The sequence below is a fragment of the Kineococcus xinjiangensis genome (genome assembly GCF_002934625.1).
GTDB classification, from domain to species: Bacteria; Actinomycetota; Actinomycetes; order Actinomycetales; family Kineococcaceae; genus Kineococcus_A; species Kineococcus_A xinjiangensis.
Map to the genome: position 1 here is coordinate 177,550 of NZ_PTJD01000009.1, position 17,832 is coordinate 195,381.

The following is a 17,832-nucleotide window of genomic DNA, read 5'->3' on the forward strand; positions in this document are numbered from 1 at the left end:
CCCGGACGACGTCGGGGAACCGCTGCGCCGGATGCCCTACGACGCGCGGGGCGCGTGCATGGATCGGCTCGATCCGGGTACCCCACGACTGAGCGCCACCGCAGGCGCGCCCGCCGCCGATCCCGGCGCGAGGGCAGCCGTCGTGACCTTCCACACCTCCGGGAGAGCCCATGAGCACACCCAGCGGATCCCACGTCCCCGGCGAGGGGCCGACCACCGGCACCGACCCCAGCGGTGGGCTCTCCACCTCCGGTCCCGGCGGCGCCAGGTCCGTCGCGGGCCTCGGCCTCGATCGCCTCTCCGTGGTCAACCGGGAGAAGGAGCAGTACGGCGGGGTCAAGGTCGGCTCGGCGTTCTTCGGCTGGCTCACCGCCACCGGCACCGCCGTCCTCCTGACCGCCCTGCTCGCCGCCCTCGGTGCCGCCGTCGGCGCAGCCACCGACACCGGCGCCGGGGAGGCCGTCGGCCAGGCACAGGCGAACGCGGGGACGGCCGGCATCATCAGCGGCATCGCGCTGCTCGTCGTGCTGTTCGTCTCGTACTTCTGCGGCGGCTACGTCGCCGGCCGGATGGCCCGCTTCAACGGCGCCAAGCAGGGCCTCGCGGTGTGGCTGTGGGCCGTCGTCATCGCCGTCGTCGTCGCGATCCTCACCGCGCTCGTCGGCTCCCAGTTCGACATCCTCGGCCGCCTCGGCAGCTTCCCGACGCTCCCGCTGGACGGTGCGTCCCTCAGCACCGCCAGCATCATCACCGCGATCCTCGCCGCGGTCGTCGCCCTCGGCGGCGCCGTCCTGGGCGGCCTCAGCGGCATGCGCTTCCACCGCAAGGTCGACAAGGCCGGCCTCGGCCGCTGAGCCGACCCGCACCTTCGGAGCCCCGCCGCGGAGCCCCGCTCCCCTGGGAGGGGAGCGGGGCTCCGCGGCGTCAGCGCTCCCTGCGGTGGCGGGGCCGGTGCGGCGGGCCCCGCCGCACCGGCTTCGGCTGCGGCGGGGAGGGCTCCACCGGGTCCAGGTACGACGCGAACGCCGGCACTCCGTGCTCCGCGCACGCCGTCCGCAGCACCGCCACCGCAGCCGCCCGCTCCTCGTCGTCGAGGAGGAGGAAGCCCTCCAACTCCGGCTGGTCGTCGCCCCGGACCGTCGTGCGGACCGACAGCGTGACGGAGGTGTGGACGTCGTCCATCGTCCACTCCGGGCGCACGGCCCCGCGCTGCACCCGCACCTGGTGGACGTCCGCCCACCGGTAGCGGCCCACCTCCCAGCCGTCACGGCGGTGCACCAGGTGGACGCCGTCGTCGTGGAGGGTGCTGCGGGCGGGGAACCGCGCCCACCACCGGGCCCGCAGCCACGTCAGGGTCAGGGCCCCCGCGCCGGGCAGGAGCCACCACGGATCCTCCGTGGCGGCGGCCACCACCGTCGCCACGGCCGCCGCGAGGTACCCCGGCCGCAGGGCGCGCGAGGCGTGGCGGTCGGAGGACGCCACGAGCAGCCGCTCTCCCGCCGGGGGCGCCGACGGGACCCCGCCCACCCTCTCCGCCCGGGCGAGGAGCGCCCACCCGGCCAGCGCCGCCCCGAACAGCGCACCCTGCACGGTGAACGCCAGGTCGACCGCGTCCAGCGGGTGCGCGTCCTCCCCGGAGAGCAGTCCGCCGGCGAGCGCCGTCGCCGCCGGCAGCAGGCCCAGGCAGGACAGGAAGGCCAGACCCAGCGCCATCTCGGGGTGCGCCCGCAGCGGGGGGATCCGGCGCAGCGCCGACCCCGCTGCGAACCGCCCGGATGCGGACGGTCCGCGCCGTCCGCCGCGCAGGCGCAGCAGGAGGTGGATGGTGCACGCGGCGGCCACCGCGACGAGCAGCAGGTCCACGTCCAGGTCGAGCACGGGCCGAGCGTCGCACGCCTCCCGCCGGCAGCGGGGGCGAGCGCGCAGGATCACCCGCCGGGCGCAGCCGGGCGGAAACCGCCATGAGCGAGCCGTGATCGAGAGATCACTGTAAGTTGGCGACAGGCGGCGGGAGGTCAGGATGGCGACGGCAGCACAGGTGAAGGCTCTCGTGGAGAGCCACGGTCAGGGCGACGAGGCCCGCTTCTACTCCGTGGCGCTCCAGATCGCCGACAGCGCCGCCAAGAGCGGTCGCGTCCGCTTCTCCGAGGACCTGCGCAACCTCGTCGAGACCGGACGCGTCGCCGGCGCCGGAGGGCGCTACCTCTCCCCCACCAGCCGCGCCGTGCAGGTGGCGCAGCCCCGCGGTGAGCTCGCCCAGGTCCTCACCGTCGGATACCCCACCGCCCACCTGACCGACATGGCGCTCAGCCTGGAAGTGCTGCGACGCATCCAGCGCATCCTCGCCGAGCAGCGCCGCCAGGAGACCCTGCGCACCCACGGGTTCCAGCCGATGCGCAAGGTGCTGCTGTCGGGGCCGCCCGGCACCGGCAAGACCATGACCGCCGACGTCGTCGCCGGTGAGCTGAACCTGCCGTCCTTCTCCATCCGCCTCGACAACCTCGTGGACCTCACCGTGGACGAGGCGGTCACGAAGCTGCGGCTCGTCTTCGACCTGGTCAGCCAGACCCGCGGGGTGTTCCTCTTCGACAACCTCGACGCCCTCGTCGGGCAACCCGGGCAGGACGATGCGTCAGCCGCGGCGGGCAGCGGCGGTCACCTCATCCGCTCGTTCCTGGGCTTCCTCGAGGAGGACGAGTCGCCCAGCGTGCTCGTGGTCACCACCAACCGCACCCAGTTGCTGGACCGGGGACTGCTGCGCCGCTTCGACGTCCTCATCCACTACGTCCTCCCCACGACCGGGGTGATCCACGACCTCATCCAGCGCCGGCTGCGGAAGTTCGACCTCACGGCCGTGGAGTGGCCGCGCGTCGCGTCCACCGCCGGTGGTCTCAGCCACGAGGAGGTCGCCGCGGCAGCGGAGCTGGCGGCCAAGCAGTCGGTGCTGGACGGCAAGGACCAGGTGGAGACCTCCGCCCTGCTCAACGCGCTGAGGGAACGACGGGAACTGCTCAAGATCTCCTCGTGACCCGGATCCCCCGCGTGCGAGGTGCGGCTGCGGGAGGGCGAGCCCCCCGTGCGCCACCGGCTTCCGTGCGCGTGGGACCTAGCGGTTCCGCACGAGGTCGTTGTGGGACTTCGTCGGCGAGTAGACCTTCGGGTCGTACCCGTAGCCGTACCCGTACCCGCGGACGTGCTTCTTGCGCACCCCGACGAGGACGGTGCCGTAGACCTTGGCGCCGACGCTGCGCATCTGGGCCGACGCGCGCTTGACGTCCTCCCGCCTCGTGCGCTCGGAGCGGCCGAGGAGGATCACCCCGGACGTGAGCGCACCCAGCACGACGGAGTCCGCCAGGGACAGCACCGGTGCCGAGTCGAAGAGCACCAGGTCGTAGCGCGCCTCGAGCTGGCTCAGCACGTGCCGCATCGCCGACGACCCGAGCAGCTCCGCAGGGTTGGGCGGGATCGGTCCGGCTGTGAGGACGTCCATCAGCCCGTCCTGCCAGGACCGGGTGACGTCATCGAGCGTCGCCTGACCGACGAGCACGCTCGTCAGCCCCTGTCCTCCCTCGAGCCCCAGGTAGTGGCTGGCCCTCGGGCGGCGCAGGTCGGCTTCGACGAGGCAGACCCTGACGCCGGACTGCGCCAACGAGATGGCCAGGTTGCAGGCGGTCGTCGACTTCCCCTCGTCCTCCCGTGGACTCGTCATGAGGAGGGAGCGGGCGGGGGAGTCGATGTCGACGAACTGGAGGTGGGTCCGCAGCTGGCGGAAGGCCTCCGCGCGCGGGGAGTACGGATCGTCCTCGTTGATCAGGATCAGGTCTTGGGTCTGCCGGTCCTCGGGGAGCACGCCGAGAGTGGGTGCGCTCGCGGAGTTCGACAGCTGCTCGGCGTCGCTGATCGAGGTCTCGAGCGCCTCGCGCAGGAGAGCGATGCCGAGACCGAGCAGCAGGCCGAGAGCGGCGGCGACGGCGATGCTGCGCGCCGGCTTCGGCCAGACCGGAGCGGGGGAGACGTGTGCCGGGTCGGGCGTGCGGACCCGGATGAGGCTCTTCCCGCCGGCTGTGGGGGCCTCGAGCGCGTGCACGTGCTCGGAGAAGACGGCGGCGACCTCGTCGGCCACGCGCCGCGCGGTGTCGGCTGACTGGTCGGTGACCGTGATGTTGATCAGCATCGTGTAGGGCAGCGCGCTGGCGACGATGTGCTCCTGGAGCTCCACCGGCGTGTGCGTGAGGTCGAGCCTGTCGATGACCCTCTTGGTCACGGTCGAGCTGCTGACGAGCTCTGCGTACGAGGCGACCCGCTGCTGCGACAGGAGGCCACCCTGGTAGGCGTTCCCGACGTTGACCGAGCCCTCCGGAACCACGACGAACAGCCGGATCCGCGCCTCGTAGTAGGGCGTCAGCGCTGCGGTCACCCCGATGGCGGCGCCGATCGTGACCAGCATGGACAGCACGATCGACAGCCAGCGCCTCCGCAGGACGCTGATGTAGTGGCGCACCTGCGCCTCGGAGGCCCCGCCGGGTGTGAGGGTGTCCGCCGACTCGCCGGAGGCGGTCCCTGCGGACTGGAGGCACGAGTGCCCGGAACCCTGACCGGAGACGGCCGACTCCTGCAGCCCTCCCGACGAGGATTCGAACGTCACGTCTCTCCCCCAAGTCGCCCCGCAGCAGAACAGATGTTCTCCGCTCCCTGTCTCGGCTCCTCACGAGCGAACTTGAGCGGGAGTCACCCGACGGACGATCCTCCTGAGGCTGGTGGCGCCCCTGGTGTCGATGAGGTGCTCATCCCCTCGGTGACGTCCCTGGGGCGGGCCCACCCGCAGCTCGGGAGCCCCTGCCCGCAGGACCGGCAGGAGACGCGGCCCACGGGCCACCCGCCGGAGCGGGCGGTGCGGCGGCCGGCGGCCACCCCGACCGCTCAAGGCCCCGCCCCCCGATGCCGACGATGGACGGGAACACCGGAAGGAGGCCGATGGTGGAGACCGATCGCAGTGCCGCGCCGCTTCGCGCCGCCGGCCCCCTGCGGCCCACCGGGCAGAGCACGCTCGTCGTCGTGGCCTTCGGCCACCGCACGATCGACCTGTCCTGGGTGCCGGCCCACGCACCGGTGGTCGTGGTGCACAACGACGACTCCCTCGCGGAGCTCGTCTGCGCCTCGCCCTTCCTGACCCACGTCCGTCCAGGGCGCAACCTGGGCTTCGGTGCAGGCGTCAACGCCGCCCTCCCGCACGTCCGGACCGAGCGGGTCGTCCTGGCGAACCCCGACATGGCCGTGACGGCGGCGCACTGGTCCCTGCTGGACGACGGCGGTGCCGACGACGTGATCACCGTGCCCCAGCAGGACCTGACCGGTACGCCGAACTCCGTCGTCAACCGCTACTTCTCCGCTGCCGGACTCCTCGCCTCGGCCTGGCGGGTCGGCCGGTGGATGCCCCGCGGCAGCCGCCGTCGAGCTCTCGCAGCCCGCTGCCTCGGAAGCCGGGGCGCGGCCCACGTCGACCTGCTGACCTCGTCGCAGACCTCCCGGCAGGAGGTCGTCCTCTCCCTGGCCGACCACTGGGTCTCGGGGAGCCTGTTCAGCGTCGACTCCGAGAGGCTCCGCGCGGTCGGTGGCTTCTCGGAGCAGTACTTCCTGTACTACGAGGACGTCGACCTCTGCGCCAAGCTCGGGACGCGGTACCCCCGGATGCGGATCCGGTTGCGGTGCGAAGCCGGCCCCGCCATGCACGCGGTCGGTGGCTCCGCCCGATCGGCCGGGACGCGCCTGGTCCGCAGCATCCGTCGCCGGTCGGCGCACACCTACGCACGCGGGCAGGCGGGAACCGGCTGGACGGCGTGCTCGCTGGTCCTGTCGATGACGTCCCTGCCGACCCGCCCCGGAAGGACCTCGTGAGGCGTCCGAAGGTGGCCGTGGTCGATCTCGGACGGCCGAGCGCCCTCGGTGCCACGCGGCGCGTCGAGTCCTGGACCACGGTGTTCTCCTCGGCCGGAGCCCAGGTCGAGGTGGTCCGCCTGCTCGACGAGTGCGCAGCCGCCCCCCACCACGTCCTCCCCGCCGCGGTCCGCGCCTGCCTGCTCCCGGGCCGGGTACCGGAGAGCGCGATGTGGCGACCCTCTCGTCTGCGTGACCGGCTGGCGGCCCTCGATCCCCAGGTCGTCGTGGTCACCACCGCGCGGAGCTTCGCCCCGGGCACCGTCCCCGCCTCCGCCCGGCTGGTCCTGGACTACGTCGACCTGCTGAGCGCCAACTACGACCGCCGTGCTCGTCTCGCTTCCGATCCCGCGCGAGCCGCCGCCTTCCGCGTCCTCGCCCGTCGGATGGCCCGGTTCGAGCGCTGGCCGTCGGGAGCCGCGAGGCGCGTCGCGGCCGGCGCCGCCGATGCGGCGGCGCTCGGAGCCGAATGGGTGCCGAACGTCGTGACCGCCGGCGCTCGCCCCTCCGGGCCTCCTGCGCACGACGTGCTCTTCGTCGGCACGCTCGACTACTCCCCGAACGTCGCTGCCGTGCGACGGCTCGCCGGCCTCTGGCCGAGGCTGCAGGAGGTGCGGCCGGGCACCTCGCTGCTGGTCGCGGGCAGCCGGCCGACCCCCGAGGTCCGCCGGCTCGTCGACGAGCACGGATGGACGATGTGGCCGGACTTCGCCTCCCTCGACGAGGTCTACGGTGCGGCCCGCCTCGCCGTCGCCCCGTTGACCGAGGGCACCGGGATCCAGAACAAGGTGCTGGAGGCGGCGGTGCGCGGCCTGCCGCAGGTCGTGTCGCCCGAGGTGCTCGCCGGTGTCGGATCGGACTTCCCCGCCGTCGTCGCCCGCACCGACGAGGACATCGTCGCGGAGGTCGTGACGCTGCTCGACGACCCGGTCCGGCGCTGCGAGCTCGCCGATCGCGGGCGGCGAGCCATCGACGACCGCTTCAGCGTGCAGCGGTGGGCGGCGTGGGCGGCCGAGGTCCTCGAGGAAGCCCGAACGCCGGGCACCTCCGGCGCAGGTGCCACACACGGCAGGATCCCCCGGCTGATCCCGTGATGCGCAGTCGGCTCCCCGCGGTCCGGCAGCACGGGACGCTCGTCGTCCTGCGCCTGCTCGGGCAGTCCCTGGAGTTCGCCGCCTGGGTCGTGGCCGCCCGGCGGCTGCCGGGGGAGGCGCTCGGTCACCTCGTGGTCGCGTTCCTCCTGTGCAGGTACGGCGGCGTCCTCGTCGACTGGGGCGCCAAGTACGTCGGCGTGCGTGAGCTCGCCGCAGGCGCTCCACCGCAATCCCTGCAGCCCCTCATCCGGCGCCGCCAACGCCTCATGGTCGCCGTCGGGGCGGTCTACGCCGTCTCCGTGGTGGCGGTGGAGTACGCGGTGCTGCTGCCGCTGCTGCTCGTCATCGCCCAGCAGGGGCTGAACCGGGACTGGATGGCGCTCGGCCAGCGACGCATGGTCACGGCGAGCGTGCCCGCTGTGGCACAGGGAGCGGTTCTGCTCGCCCTCGCCCTCGCCGTGCCCCCGACGACCGCCTCGTTCGCGGTCGCCCTCGCGTGCAGCTACGGCGCGGCCCTGGCCGTCTCCCTCGCCCTCAACCGCATGCCCCGGGGAGAGGCACCCGCCGGCGCCGAGGTCGGCGGCTGGATGGCCACCGCGACCCTGGCCGACCAAGCGGTCGCCATCCTCGACGCCTGCCTGCTGGCCCTGCTGGTCACCCCCGACGACGCCGGCATGTACGCGACGGTGCAGCGCCTCCCCAACGCCTGGCTCGCGGTCGTCGGACTGATCAGCACGAGTTGCATGCCGTCCGTCGTGGCCATGCTCGCCGACCGGGAGAAGGGGCTGGCGCACCTGCGGCCCCGGCTGTGGAAGCTGGCGGCGGTCGTCGGCTCGGCGACGCTCGTCGGCGCACCCCTGGTGGCCCTGGTGGTCCCCGTCCTCTTCGGCCCGCGCTACCGGGAAGCGGCGGCCGCCGCGGCGGTCCTCGTCGTCTCGAGCGCCGTCATGACGCTCGTGTCCGCCGTGATCCCCGCATGCACGGCCGTCCTGCCGGACCGTCGGTACGCGTTCGCGCAGCTCAGCACCCTCATCGTCAACCTGGCGCTGAACGTCGCCCTGATCCCCGCGTTCGGGATGCTCGGGGCCGCGATCGCCAAGCTGGGCGCGCAGACGTTGCTGCTGGCGATCCTGGTGGCCGGACTGGGTCTTCGGGGCCCGCGCCCGTCCGCCGGCGGGGGAGCGAAGCGCGTGCCTGCGGCCTCCCTGGGAAGCGCCCTGTCGCACGGAACCCGCCTGCTCTGGCTCGCGGTGCCCGCCGCCCTCGGATGTCTGATCGCGCTCGTGCCGACGGGCTACCTCCTGGCGACCGTGCTGACCGTCGTGCTCGTGGTGCTCACCGCGCCCCCCATCCGGAGGGCCGTGCTGCGGGTCGAGTCGCTACCGCTCCTCCTGAGCGCCCCGGCAGCGGCGTCGGTGTACCCCGCGATGGCGGTGCCGGTCACGACGCTGATCCTCCTGACGATGTGGATGCTCCTCGGCCGCGCTCACCGCCGGCCGCCGCTGAGGGAGGGTGCCGGGATCCTCCTGGCGGGCGTGGGGCTGGTGCTTCCCCTCGCGACGGCTGTCGTCGTGGGCAACCCGCCGGTCTACATCGTCGGCGATGCGCTGCAGTACCTCGTCTTCTACCTCGCGCTGCTGCTCGCACGAGGGCACGACGTCGGGCTCCTGTCGAGGCGCTCGCTGTGGGGGCTGTTCGCCGCCGTCCTGGCGATCAGCGTCGCCAACGCCCTCGGGCGCGTCGACTTCCTGGCAGCGGAGGGCAGCGACGTCCGCCGGAACATCAACTTCGTCGCTCCCGTCCTGCTCCTCTGGTCCCTCACCGATCTGTTGTGGAACGGCGTGTCGCGGCGGGCCGTGCTCTGGTTCAGCTCGGCCGGTGTCCTGGTGCTCGCAGGGTTCACCCGGGGGATGTGGGCCGGGGCGGTGGTGGGCGTCCTGGTGATCGCGACGCTGTACCTCGCACGGCAGGACCTGCGGCTGGCGAAGGCGAGGAGGATCACGGCCATCCTGGGCCTCTGCGCGGTGGCCGTCGTGGCGGTGCGTGCGATGGCACCCGAGTTCGCGGAGCTCGCGACGCAGAAGGCCACCTCGCTGACCCAGCGGAACACCGACTTCACCTACCAGCAGCGCAGCTTCGAGTCCATCGCGGTGCTCGCGCAGCTGGACGATCCGGTGCGGGGCGAGGGGTGGGGTGCGACGTACATGATGCCGGAGGGCGGCAACGTCACCGCGGGGCTGTCGCACTACATCCACAACCAGTACGTCGCACACGTCTTCCGCACGGGCTGGGCCGGCTGCGTCGCGGCGCTGCTCAGCGTCATCCTGCTGACCCGCGTGCGCCGGGGGCTGCCCGGGAGCGCGGCGGCGGCGGGGACGCTCGCCTACGTGGTCGTCACCGGCTGGACGAGCCCCGCCCTGTACACCTATCCCACGAACCTCCTCGCCGGGCTGGCCGTCGGCGCGGCCCCCGTGATCGACGCCGTCTGGCGACGTGGGGGCGCCTGCGAGCGGAGCCGGCAGGCACGGCGGAGCGCGGACGGCCCTGCACCCGGCAGCCGGCGCGCTGCCCGGGACGGTGTCGCGGCGCAGCAGTCGCCACCGCCTCCCAGGGTCCCCGTCTCCTGACGCCCGGGCGGGCCGCGTCCGGCTGGAGTGGCCCGGCGTGCCCGCCGGCGCGTTTGGGGAGCCTCACGAGGCCGGGGCGTGGAGGATGGTGACATGACTGACGGTTATCTCCTCAACACCCGAGGTGTCGGAACGCATCAGGTCATCGCCCGGTGGGTGCGCCCGGGGTCGCGAGTGCTGGACGTCGGGTGCGCCTCGGGCTACCTCATGAAGGTCATGAGCACGACAGGCGGGTGCACCTGCGTGGGGATCGAGTCGGGCCCCGCCGCGACTGCCGCCCGGGAAGAGGGTTTCGAGGTCATCCACGGCTTCGCGCCGGAAGCGTTCGACGCCGCCCGGAGCAGCGGTCCGTTCGACCACGTGGTCTTCGCGGACGTGCTCGAGCACACCACGGACCCGGGGCCGGTGCTGCAGGCCGCGGCGGACCTGCTGACCCCCGACGGCACGGTGATCGTGTCGCTGCCGAACATCGCCTACCTGCTCGCACGCCTGCGCCTGCTCAGCGGGCGGTGGACCTACGAGGAGCACGGCATCTTCGACCGGACCCATCTGCGCTTCTTCACCGTCGCCACGGCTCGGGAACTGCTGGAGGGTGCCGGGGTTCGCCTGCGGAGGACCGCCTACATCGGCCCGCTGACGTACCGCATGGGGGACCGCGGTCTCGCGCTGACCCGGATCAGACCGCAGATCCTCGCCAGCCAGGTGGTCCTGGAGGGCTCCTTCAGCGGCACCTGACGCCTGAGGAGCGCGCCACCCGCTCCGCCGTTCGTGTGGCGGTCTCTCAAGCCAGTCCCCGTCCCCGTCGACGTTGAGGACGTTCGGTCAAACACCGGGCGCTCGACACCGAACGACGGGAAGGGGGACCTCCATGGCTATCGACGCGTCTCTGGGCATTCATCCCAGCGCAGTGCTCGCCAGGGGCGTCGGCCGTGCCCGGCGGACCACGGCAGCCCACACCCCGCGCGCGGCGTGCCTCTGCGACGACGAGGAGTACCTCGCCCTGTCGCAGGCGCTGCTGGTCGCGGAACACGCTGAGGGAAGTCGCCGCGCGTCCGGAGGGGCGAACCCCCGCGACCCGTCCCCCGGGGAAGCGGCGGCGGAGCTGCCCAGCCTCGTGCGGATCCGGGAGTCCGAGAGCGAGAACATCCTCAGCACCGTCCGCTCCGAGGAATGCGGTCTCGTGCTCCTCGGCTCCCGCCAGATGCGCAGCCCGGGGGCGGTGCACGAGGTTGCGAGGCTCAGGGCCCACGGCATCCCGGTGCAGACCGTCCAGACGTTCTCGGCCGGCCTCCTCCCCGCCCCCACGGCGGACACGGCGGAGGCGACGGAAGAACTCTGGATCCGTCCGCGCCGGGACGGCCTCTACCGGACGGCCAACTGGCTCCTCGACATGGTCGCCGTGCTGGTGGCGCTCGTCGTCCTGCTGGTCATCGGGCCGGTGGTGGCGATGGCCATCCGCGCCACCTCGCCGGGGCCGGTGTTCTACCGGCAGTTGCGCGTCGGGGTCGACGGTCGGCTGTTCCACATCGTCAAGTTCCGGACCATGTCGGTCGACGCGGAGGCGGGCGGTCCGCGGTTCGCATCCCTGAACGACGACCGGGCCACTTCCGTGGGCGCGTTCCTGCGGAAGTCGCGGATCGACGAGCTGCCGCAGATCTGGAACGTGCTGCGCCGGGAGATGTCCCTCATCGGGCCCCGCCCCGAGCGGCCGGAGTTCGTCGAGTCCTTCGTCCGGACGATCCCCCGCTACGGCAACCGGCACCTGGTGCGGCCGGGGATCACCGGCTGGGCACAGGTGATGGAGGGCTACACCGATGACCCGGACGGTACCGCCCGCAAGCTCGGGCGCGACCTCCACTACCTGGAGCACCAGGGACCGCGGCTCGACGCCGAGATCCTGGTGCGCACCGTCGGCGTCGTGATCGGCTTCGCCGGGCGCTGACCGGGGCACGCGTCCCGCCCGGTTCACGGCCGTCTCGGCACCGAGCCGGCCGGGGGGTTCCCGCGTTGCGTCCGGACGCCGCTGCGAACCGTGCGCCGGCACGGCGAGCGCGGGGCTGCCACGTCCGCCCGTCGGGGCGCGAGGTCATCGCAGGAGCGGGGTCCACCACTCCTCGTTGTCGCGGTACCAGCGGACCGTGGCCTCCAGGCCCTCGCTGAACGATCGAGACGGCGCGTACCCCAGTTCCGTGCTGATCTTCGTGATGTCCACCGAGTACCGGCGGTCGTGCCCGCGGCGATCCGGTACGTGGCGCACCCGGTCCCAGCCGGCTCCCACCGCATCCAGCAGTTGCGCCGTCAGTTCCAGGTTGCTCAGCTCGGTGCCTCCGCCGATGTTGTAGACCTCGCCGGGACGGCCGCCTTCGAGGACCGCCTGGATCCCGCGGCAGTGGTCTTCCACGTGCAGCCAGTCGCGGACGTTCTTGCCGTCGCCGTAGACCGGCACCGTTCCCCCCCGGAGGAGGGAGGTGATGAAGAAGGGGATGACCTTCTCGGGGTACTGGTAGGGGCCGTAGTTGTTCGAGCACCGCGTTGTCCGCACCGGAAGCCCGTGCGTCTGGTGGTAAGCCCGGGCCATCAGGTCACTCGACGCCTTGCTCGCCGAGTAGGGGCTGTTGGGCTGCAGGCAGTGCTCCTCGGGCCAGGAACCGCTGTCGATGGAACCGTAGACCTCGTCGGTGGAGACGTGCACGAAGGCGCTGACGTCGCTTCGCGCCGCGAATTCCAGCAGCGTCTGCGTGCCCAGGACGTTCGTCCGGGTGAACTCCGCAGCCCGGTGGATCGACCTGTCCACGTGGCTCTCGGCGGCGAAGTGGACGACGGCGTCCGACGTCGCCATGAGTCGTTCGACCAGCGCTCCGTCGCAGATGTCGCCCTGCACGAACTCCAGCCGGCGGTCCCCGGAGACCGGCGCCAGGTTGGCCGGGTTGCCGGCGTACGTCAGCTTGTCGAGGACGACCACGCTTTCGGGGGCGAAGCCCGGATAAGCACCTCGCAGCACCGACCGCACGTAATGACTGCCGATGAATCCAGCGCCGCCGGTGACCAGGAGCCTCATATCACGACATGATATGCCTGATGCGCGATGATGTGCTTCATGCGCGGGATAATCCTCGCCGGCGGCTCCGGCACTCGGCTCCACCCGGTCACGGTGGGGGTCAGCAAGCAGTTGCTCCCCGTCTACGACAAGCCGATGATCTACTATCCGCTCACGACCCTCATGCTGGCGGGCATTCGCGACGTGCTCGTCATCACGACTCCTGAGACGGGTCCGCAGTTCCGGTCCCTCCTCGGCGACGGCGCGCAGTTCGGCATGGCCCTCTCCTACGCCGAGCAGCCGACGCCCGGGGGGCTGGCGGAAGCCTTCCTGCTGGGTGCCGACTTCATCGGGCGCGAAGGCGTCGCGCTCGTGCTGGGCGACAACATCTTCTACGGGCCGGGACTCGGGACCCGGCTCTCGCAGTTCCTGGACCCGGTCGGCGCGACCATCTTCGCCTATTGGGTGAGCAATCCCCGGGATTACGGCGTCATCGAGTTCGACGACGACGGACGCGCGCTCTCCATCGAGGAGAAACCGAGTGCTCCGAGGAGCAACTTCGCGGTTCCGGGGCTGTACTTCTACGACAACGACGTGATCCAGATCGCGGCCGACCTCGAGCCCTCCCCCCGGGGGGAGCTGGAGATCACGGACGTCAACAGGACCTACCTCTCCCGCGGACGACTGCACGTGGAGGTGCTCCCCCGCGGGACGGCGTGGCTGGACACCGGCACGTTCGACCAGATGCTCGCGGCCGGGAACTACGTGTCGACCATCGAGGCACGCCAGGGCCTCAAGATCGGGTGCCCGGAGGAGGTGGCGTGGCGGCAGGGCTGGCTCGACGACGAGCAGCTCGCCGAGCGCGCGGAGCGGTGGAGGAAGAGCGGATACGGTGACTACCTCCTCGACCTGCTCCGCCAGGCGCGTCCTCGGTGAACGCGGGTCCCGGCTCCGGGCGGGACGGTGAGGACCGGCAGCGAGCGGGGGGCGGATGGGCCGCAGGTGGCGGACGCGGGAGGCCACGACGCCCGTGGAGGAGGACGTGCTGCGCGCCTTCGCCCGCAAGACCGTCGTGCACCTCGACGAGGACGAGCTGGCGATGAAGGTGCCCGCACTGCGCTCGCAGGCGCTCCAGGCGGTCGACGCACTCGTCGCGCGGGGGGTGCTGGTGCGGGAGCCGGGGCGGCCGGTGCTGTACCGGCGGGCCGACGTCACGCTGCGCTCGCTGCTGCTCGGGGGCGCGGGGACCTTCGCCCTCGCGGTCCTCGCCGCGGTGGTGGTGCTGCTCCTGACGGGGCGCTCCCCGTCGTACGTCGCGTCGAGCGTGGTCGGTGCCTTGCTGCCCGCGGGCTTCCTGCTGTGGCGGACGCTCCGGCGGGAGCGCCGGTACGCGCGGCGTCCGGCCGGCTGAGCGCCCCGGCCCGGCCGTGATCTGCGTGCTAGCCTCGACGCCGGAGGCGGGCCGGGACGTCCGGCGCGCAGCCTCGAACTGTCCTGGAGGTTCGCCGTGAAGAAGGTCCTGCTGCTGGCTCTCGCCGCAGGGGGCATCCTCGTCTGGCGGCGGCGGGCGTCCGACAGGGCCGAGCGCGACCTCTGGGCGGAGGCCACGGACACGATCCGCTGACGGGCCGTCGCGAGGTCCGCAGCCGGGCGACCGGCACGGGGGCGTGGCGCAATTGGTAGCGCACCTGCTTTGCAAGCAGGGGGTTAGGGGTTCGAGTCCCCTCGCCTCCACCCCGTACGACGAAGCCCTCCTCACCGGCCGGTGAGGAGGGCTTCGTCGTGTCAGCCGTGGCTCAGGAGCCCTGGAACGGGCCGGGGCCCTTGTCCCGCGCGGCGTCGGCGGCCTGGTCGACCTGGCTCTCGTCGGCGCTGCCGCCCGTGCTGGGGGCGTCCGTGCTGGGGGCGGCCCCGCCGGCCTCCGTCGCGGTGGACTCGGCCCCGAAGGACTCGACGGTCGTCAGGGAGGTGCCGTCGGTGCCGTCACCGCTGCCCTCGGTGCCGGTCCCCGTGCTACCCCCGGACCCGAAGGCCGAGGTGCTCGCGGTCGACGTGCCGGAGGCGGTCGAGGCGGAGGTGGAGACGTCGATGACGGTGGGCCCGCCCTCGGTGTCCTGGGAGGTCTGCGCCGCCCCCGCCTTCGGAGTGGTCCAGGTCGCCCCCGGGGTCGCCCACGGGTCCTCCTCGCTGCGGCGCTGCTGCGCCGCCACCGCTGCCGCCGCGGCCCCGCCGAGCACCAGCAGGAGGAGGAGCTTGCGGCCGCCGCGGCGCTTCTTCTGCTTCGGGCGGGTCACGACGGCCTCGCCCTTCAGCACGGCCAGGGCGTCGGTGGAGCGGTGGCGCGCCTCGCCGGCGAACTCCCGCCCGCCCACGGCAGCGGCGCCCGCCGCCGCGGTCGTCGCCGCAGCGGCACCCGCCGCGACCTCGGTGAGCTTCGGGAGGATGTCCTCGACGAGCTTCTCGCGGATGGACTCCACGGCGGGGAGGACGTCGTCGACGAGCTTCTCGCGGGCGGCCTCCATGGCCGGGGCGACCTTGACGGCCGCGGTCTCGACGTGGGGCGTGGCCCACTCCCTGGCGTGCTCGACGTGCGGGGTCGCCCACTCCCTGGCGTGCTCGACGTGCGGTGCCACCTTCTCCGCCAGCGCGGCGCCGGCGAGGGCGGCCCCCGCCAGGGCCCCGAGGCGGACGGGCTCGGGCGCCGGCGGTGCGGTCTTCTTGCGGAACATGCGTTCCCCTCTCACTGCTCTGATGCTGCTGCCGTCAGGTGCGGGCGCCGTGCGCTCGACGTGTGGTGCGGGCCTCGTGCGCTCCCAGGCCACCCCCGGAGGTGCCGGGCGCCACCGGGAGGTGATCTTCCAAGCATGTAAGGATGAGGCCATGCACGCCACCCTGCACACCAACCACGGCGACATCCGTCTCGAGCTCTTCCCGAACCACGCACCGAAGACGGTCGCGAACTTCGTCGGTCTCGCCGAGGGAACCAAGGAGTGGCGCGACCCGCAAACGGGCGAGACGCGCACGGACCGCTTCTACGACGGCCTCACCTTCCACCGGATCATCCCCAACTTCATGATCCAGGGTGGGGACCCCATCGGCGACGGCCGCGGTGGGCCGGGCTACAAGTTCGGCGACGAGATCCACCCCGACCTGCAGTTCAGCAAGCCGTACCTGCTGGCCATGGCCAACGCCGGCCCCGGCACCAACGGCTCGCAGTTCTTCATCACCACGACGAACACCCCGCACCTCAACGGCCGACACACCATCTTCGGCGAGGTCGCCGACCAGGCCGGCCGCGACGTCGTGGACCGCATCTCCGCGGTGCCCACCGGCTCGATGGACCGTCCCCGCGAGGCCGTCGTCATCACCAGCGTGACCGTCGAGCAGGACTGACCGGACGGGTCGTCGCCCGGGGTCGTCGTCGTGCCTCCGCCGGAACACCGGCGGGAAGGGCACACGGCGGCCCCGCGCTGCGTTGAGGACGGTGTGAGGTCGATGCCGCTGTGAGCGTTCCCCAGTCCGGGCCCGTCCCCGCCGCGGCCCCCGTCTGCCCGCGCCATCCCGAGCGGGAGTCCTACGTCCGCTGCCAGCGCTGCGAGCGGCCCGTCTGCCCGCAGTGCCAGCGGGAGGCCGCGGTGGGCGTGCAGTGCGTGGACTGCGTGGCGGAGGGCAACCGCACGGTCCGCTCCGCCCGCACCGCGCTGGGCGGCGGGCTGGGCGGCGCGCCCGGGGCCGTCACCAAGACGATCATCGCGGTGTGCGTGCTGATGTACGTCGCGCAGTTCGTGGTGCCCCTGGAGCTCTACGCCTACCTGCGGCTGTACAACTTCCCCGCCTTCGCGCCGTACGCCTTCGCCGCGGGCAACTGGTGGCAGCCGCTGACGTCGGCGTTCCTGCACGCCAGCACGCTGCACCTGCTCTTCAACATGTACGTCCTGTACGTGACGGGCCCGTACCTGGAGTCGCTGCTGGGGCGGGCGCGCTTCATCGCCCTGTACCTGCTCTCCGCCCTCGGCGGTGCGGTGGGCGCCACGCTGCTGCCCCTGACGGCGGGCACCGCGGTGGTGGGCGCCTCCGGGGCGGTCTTCGGGTTGTTCGCCGCGACGCTCGTCGTCTCGCGCCGGCTGGGACGGCAGGTGGGCCCCGTGGCGGTCCTGATCGCCATCAACGTCGCGTTCGGCTTCCTCTTCCCCGCCATCTCCTGGCAGGGCCACCTCGGCGGCCTCGTCGCGGGCGGCGTGGTGGCGGCGGTGCTCGCCTACGCCCCGAGGCGGCGCCGCTCGCTGGTGCAGTGGGGCGGGGTGGCGGTCATCGGTGCGGTCCTGGTGGCGCTGCTCGTCCACGCCGCCGCCCGGATGGGCGCCTTCGCGCCCTTCGTCGGCTGAGGGTGCCGGTGTCGGCGCCTGCTCGCCGCCCGCGCGGGGGCCACCTCCCCGTCCTCCCCAGGCCCCGCGCTGTCCACAGGCTCCTCGCACAGGTGTGCGAATCGGGGGGCCGATATCCACGAGGTGTGGGGAGGGATGTGGAAAGCGGCCCCCCTTACCCACATCTATCCACAGGCTGTGGACATGGCGGTGGACAAAGGTGGGGACGGAGCCTGGGGACGAGGGGGAGCGGTCCACAGGGTGTGGGCTTCACTGTGCGTGCAAGACTGAAAGCGCAGCGTGCCCAAAGCCCCGAAGCGGCGCCCCTTCGGTTCCCCTCAGCGCCAGCGCGTCGTCATCGCGAAGCCCACGAGGACCAGGCCGAAGCCCGCCACGAGGTTCCAGTTCCCCCACCCCTGCACGGGGTACAGCGTCTGGGAGAGGTAGAAGACGACGATCCAGGCCAGCCCCAGCAGCATCAGCCCGACCATCACCACCACGTACCAGCGCGGTGTGGGCCGGGCGATCCTCGGCTCCGGGGACTCGTTCCGGTCGGACCGCCGCAGGCGGGATCGGGCCACATCAACCTCCGCAGATCGTCTCAGCCGAATGGCTAGCGTAGTGCGGGTGCACGGTCGAGCAGGCTCCGGCGACGCACCGTGACCAGCACCGACCGGACGGGCACCCACCGGACGGACCTCCCACCGGCGGGTCGCGCCCCCGCGCCCACCCGCCGGCGCAGCGCGTCCCCCGGCCGGGGCAGTGCCGTCCGCCGG

17 protein-coding genes and 1 tRNA gene are annotated in these 17,832 nt (G+C 72.7%); 13 read left to right on the plus strand and 5 right to left on the minus strand.

Annotated elements, in window-relative coordinates:
- Nucleotides 1-170 precede the first annotated feature (170 nt).
- A complete protein-coding gene (locus CLV92_RS13735; protein WP_104433486.1) occupies nt 171-854 on the plus strand; it encodes a hypothetical protein in 684 nt (227 codons plus the stop codon).
- Between the two features lie 70 nt (nt 855-924).
- Here the strand turns inward: CLV92_RS13735 and CLV92_RS13740 are convergent, their stop codons facing one another.
- Nucleotides 925-1,878, minus strand: a complete 954-nt coding sequence (locus CLV92_RS13740; RefSeq protein ID WP_104433488.1) for a hypothetical protein — start codon at nt 1,876-1,878, stop codon at nt 925-927.
- Nucleotides 1,879-2,020: 142 nt separating this feature from the next.
- On the opposite strand from CLV92_RS13740, the gene CLV92_RS13745 reads away from it, so the two are divergent.
- Nucleotides 2,021-3,028 carry an AAA family ATPase gene (locus tag CLV92_RS13745; RefSeq protein ID WP_104433490.1) on the plus strand — a complete coding sequence of 336 codons (1,008 nt, stop codon included), beginning with the start codon at nt 2,021-2,023 and terminating at the stop codon, nt 3,026-3,028.
- A gap of 78 nt (nt 3,029-3,106) precedes the next feature.
- Here the strand turns inward: CLV92_RS13745 and CLV92_RS13750 are convergent, their stop codons facing one another.
- Nucleotides 3,107-4,645, minus strand: coding sequence for a tyrosine-protein kinase domain-containing protein (locus CLV92_RS13750; protein ID WP_104433492.1), 1,539 nt, complete (start codon nt 4,643-4,645; stop codon nt 3,107-3,109).
- A 329-nt stretch (nt 4,646-4,974) separates the two neighbouring features.
- Here CLV92_RS13750 and CLV92_RS13755 point away from each other — a divergent pair, with 329 nt between their 5' ends.
- From CLV92_RS13755 to CLV92_RS13775, 5 genes are all read left to right on the plus strand, one after another.
- Nucleotides 4,975-5,895: a glycosyltransferase family protein gene (locus CLV92_RS13755; protein ID WP_104433494.1), complete on the plus strand. Its 921-nt coding sequence runs from the start codon at nt 4,975-4,977 to the stop codon at nt 5,893-5,895.
- Nucleotides 5,892-7,028 carry a glycosyltransferase gene (locus CLV92_RS13760; protein ID WP_146099534.1) on the plus strand — a complete coding sequence of 379 codons (1,137 nt, stop codon included), beginning with the start codon at nt 5,892-5,894 and terminating at the stop codon, nt 7,026-7,028. The genes CLV92_RS13755 and CLV92_RS13760 overlap by 4 nt, the downstream gene beginning before the upstream one ends.
- Complete coding sequence (locus tag CLV92_RS13765) at nt 7,028-9,655, plus strand: MATE family efflux transporter (protein WP_146099535.1); 2,628 nt, start codon at nt 7,028-7,030, stop codon at nt 9,653-9,655. Before CLV92_RS13760 ends, CLV92_RS13765 begins: the two co-directional genes overlap by 1 nt.
- A gap of 93 nt (nt 9,656-9,748) precedes the next feature.
- Nucleotides 9,749-10,390 carry a class I SAM-dependent methyltransferase gene (locus CLV92_RS13770; protein WP_104433500.1) on the plus strand — a complete coding sequence of 214 codons (642 nt, stop codon included), beginning with the start codon at nt 9,749-9,751 and terminating at the stop codon, nt 10,388-10,390.
- 133 nt (nt 10,391-10,523) lie between these two features.
- Nucleotides 10,524-11,597 (plus strand): sugar transferase, encoded by a 1,074-nt coding sequence (locus CLV92_RS13775; protein ID WP_104433502.1) that lies wholly within the window; start codon nt 10,524-10,526, stop codon nt 11,595-11,597.
- A 144-nt stretch (nt 11,598-11,741) separates the two neighbouring features.
- On the opposite strand, the gene rfbB is transcribed toward CLV92_RS13775, so the two are convergent.
- Complete coding sequence (gene rfbB, locus CLV92_RS13780) at nt 11,742-12,713, minus strand: dTDP-glucose 4,6-dehydratase (RefSeq protein WP_104433504.1); 972 nt, start codon at nt 12,711-12,713, stop codon at nt 11,742-11,744.
- A 39-nt stretch (nt 12,714-12,752) separates the two neighbouring features.
- Between rfbB and rfbA the strand changes: the two genes are divergently transcribed.
- The 4 genes from rfbA to CLV92_RS13795 all read left to right on the plus strand — a co-directional run bounded on the left by rfbA (nt 12,753) and on the right by CLV92_RS13795 (nt 14,426).
- A complete protein-coding gene (gene rfbA, locus CLV92_RS13785) occupies nt 12,753-13,628 on the plus strand; it encodes a glucose-1-phosphate thymidylyltransferase RfbA (protein ID WP_104433579.1) in 876 nt (291 codons plus the stop codon).
- A gap of 55 nt (nt 13,629-13,683) precedes the next feature.
- Nucleotides 13,684-14,103 (plus strand): hypothetical protein, encoded by a 420-nt coding sequence (locus tag CLV92_RS13790; RefSeq protein WP_104433506.1) that lies wholly within the window; start codon nt 13,684-13,686, stop codon nt 14,101-14,103.
- Nucleotides 14,104-14,199: 96 nt separating this feature from the next.
- A complete protein-coding gene (locus tag CLV92_RS21985; RefSeq protein ID WP_211291122.1) occupies nt 14,200-14,316 on the plus strand; it encodes a DLW-39 family protein in 117 nt (38 codons plus the stop codon).
- A gap of 37 nt (nt 14,317-14,353) precedes the next feature.
- Nucleotides 14,354-14,426: transfer RNA gene (locus CLV92_RS13795), tRNA-Ala, on the plus strand.
- Nucleotides 14,427-14,488: 62 nt separating this feature from the next.
- On the opposite strand, the gene CLV92_RS13800 is transcribed toward CLV92_RS13795, so the two are convergent.
- Nucleotides 14,489-15,421 carry a hypothetical protein gene (locus tag CLV92_RS13800; RefSeq protein WP_104433508.1) on the minus strand — a complete coding sequence of 311 codons (933 nt, stop codon included), beginning with the start codon at nt 15,419-15,421 and terminating at the stop codon, nt 14,489-14,491.
- Nucleotides 15,422-15,572: 151 nt separating this feature from the next.
- On the opposite strand from CLV92_RS13800, the gene CLV92_RS13805 reads away from it, so the two are divergent.
- Both CLV92_RS13805 and CLV92_RS13810 read left to right on the plus strand, forming a co-directional pair.
- Entirely contained in the window at nt 15,573-16,085 is a 513-nt protein-coding gene (locus CLV92_RS13805) for a peptidylprolyl isomerase (protein WP_104433510.1), read from the plus strand.
- 110 nt (nt 16,086-16,195) lie between these two features.
- On the plus strand, nt 16,196-17,077 hold the full coding sequence (locus CLV92_RS13810; RefSeq protein WP_104433512.1) for a rhomboid family intramembrane serine protease: 882 nt from the start codon (nt 16,196-16,198) through the stop codon (nt 17,075-17,077).
- A 317-nt stretch (nt 17,078-17,394) separates the two neighbouring features.
- Here CLV92_RS13810 and CLV92_RS13815 read toward each other — a convergent pair whose 3' ends face one another.
- The gene (locus CLV92_RS13815) at nt 17,395-17,637 is read right to left on the minus strand and encodes a cell division protein CrgA (protein ID WP_104433514.1); all 243 of its coding nucleotides are present in this window, start codon (nt 17,635-17,637) and stop codon (nt 17,395-17,397) included.
- Nucleotides 17,638-17,832: the final 195 nt, after the last annotated feature.

Excerpts from the sequence above, each read along its gene's own strand:
- CLV92_RS13735 (WP_104433486.1), top strand. The coding sequence starts at position 171 with ATGAGCACACCCAGCGGATCCCACGTCCCCGGCGAGGGGCCGACCACC.
- CLV92_RS13745 (WP_104433490.1), top strand. The coding sequence starts at position 2,021 with ATGGCGACGGCAGCACAGGTGAAGGCTCTCGTGGAGAGCCACGGTCAG.
- CLV92_RS13755 (WP_104433494.1), top strand. The coding sequence starts at position 4,975 with ATGGTGGAGACCGATCGCAGTGCCGCGCCGCTTCGCGCCGCCGGCCCC.
- CLV92_RS13765 (WP_146099535.1), top strand. The coding sequence starts at position 7,028 with ATGCGCAGTCGGCTCCCCGCGGTCCGGCAGCACGGGACGCTCGTCGTC.
- CLV92_RS13770 (WP_104433500.1), top strand. The coding sequence starts at position 9,749 with ATGACTGACGGTTATCTCCTCAACACCCGAGGTGTCGGAACGCATCAG.
- CLV92_RS13775 (WP_104433502.1), top strand. The coding sequence starts at position 10,524 with ATGGCTATCGACGCGTCTCTGGGCATTCATCCCAGCGCAGTGCTCGCC.
- rfbB (WP_104433504.1), bottom strand. The coding sequence starts at position 12,713 with ATGAGGCTCCTGGTCACCGGCGGCGCTGGATTCATCGGCAGTCATTAC.
- rfbA (WP_104433579.1), top strand. The coding sequence starts at position 12,753 with ATGCGCGGGATAATCCTCGCCGGCGGCTCCGGCACTCGGCTCCACCCG.
- CLV92_RS13790 (WP_104433506.1), top strand. The coding sequence starts at position 13,684 with ATGGGCCGCAGGTGGCGGACGCGGGAGGCCACGACGCCCGTGGAGGAG.
- CLV92_RS13800 (WP_104433508.1), bottom strand. The coding sequence starts at position 15,421 with ATGTTCCGCAAGAAGACCGCACCGCCGGCGCCCGAGCCCGTCCGCCTC.
- CLV92_RS13805 (WP_104433510.1), top strand. The coding sequence starts at position 15,573 with ATGCACGCCACCCTGCACACCAACCACGGCGACATCCGTCTCGAGCTC.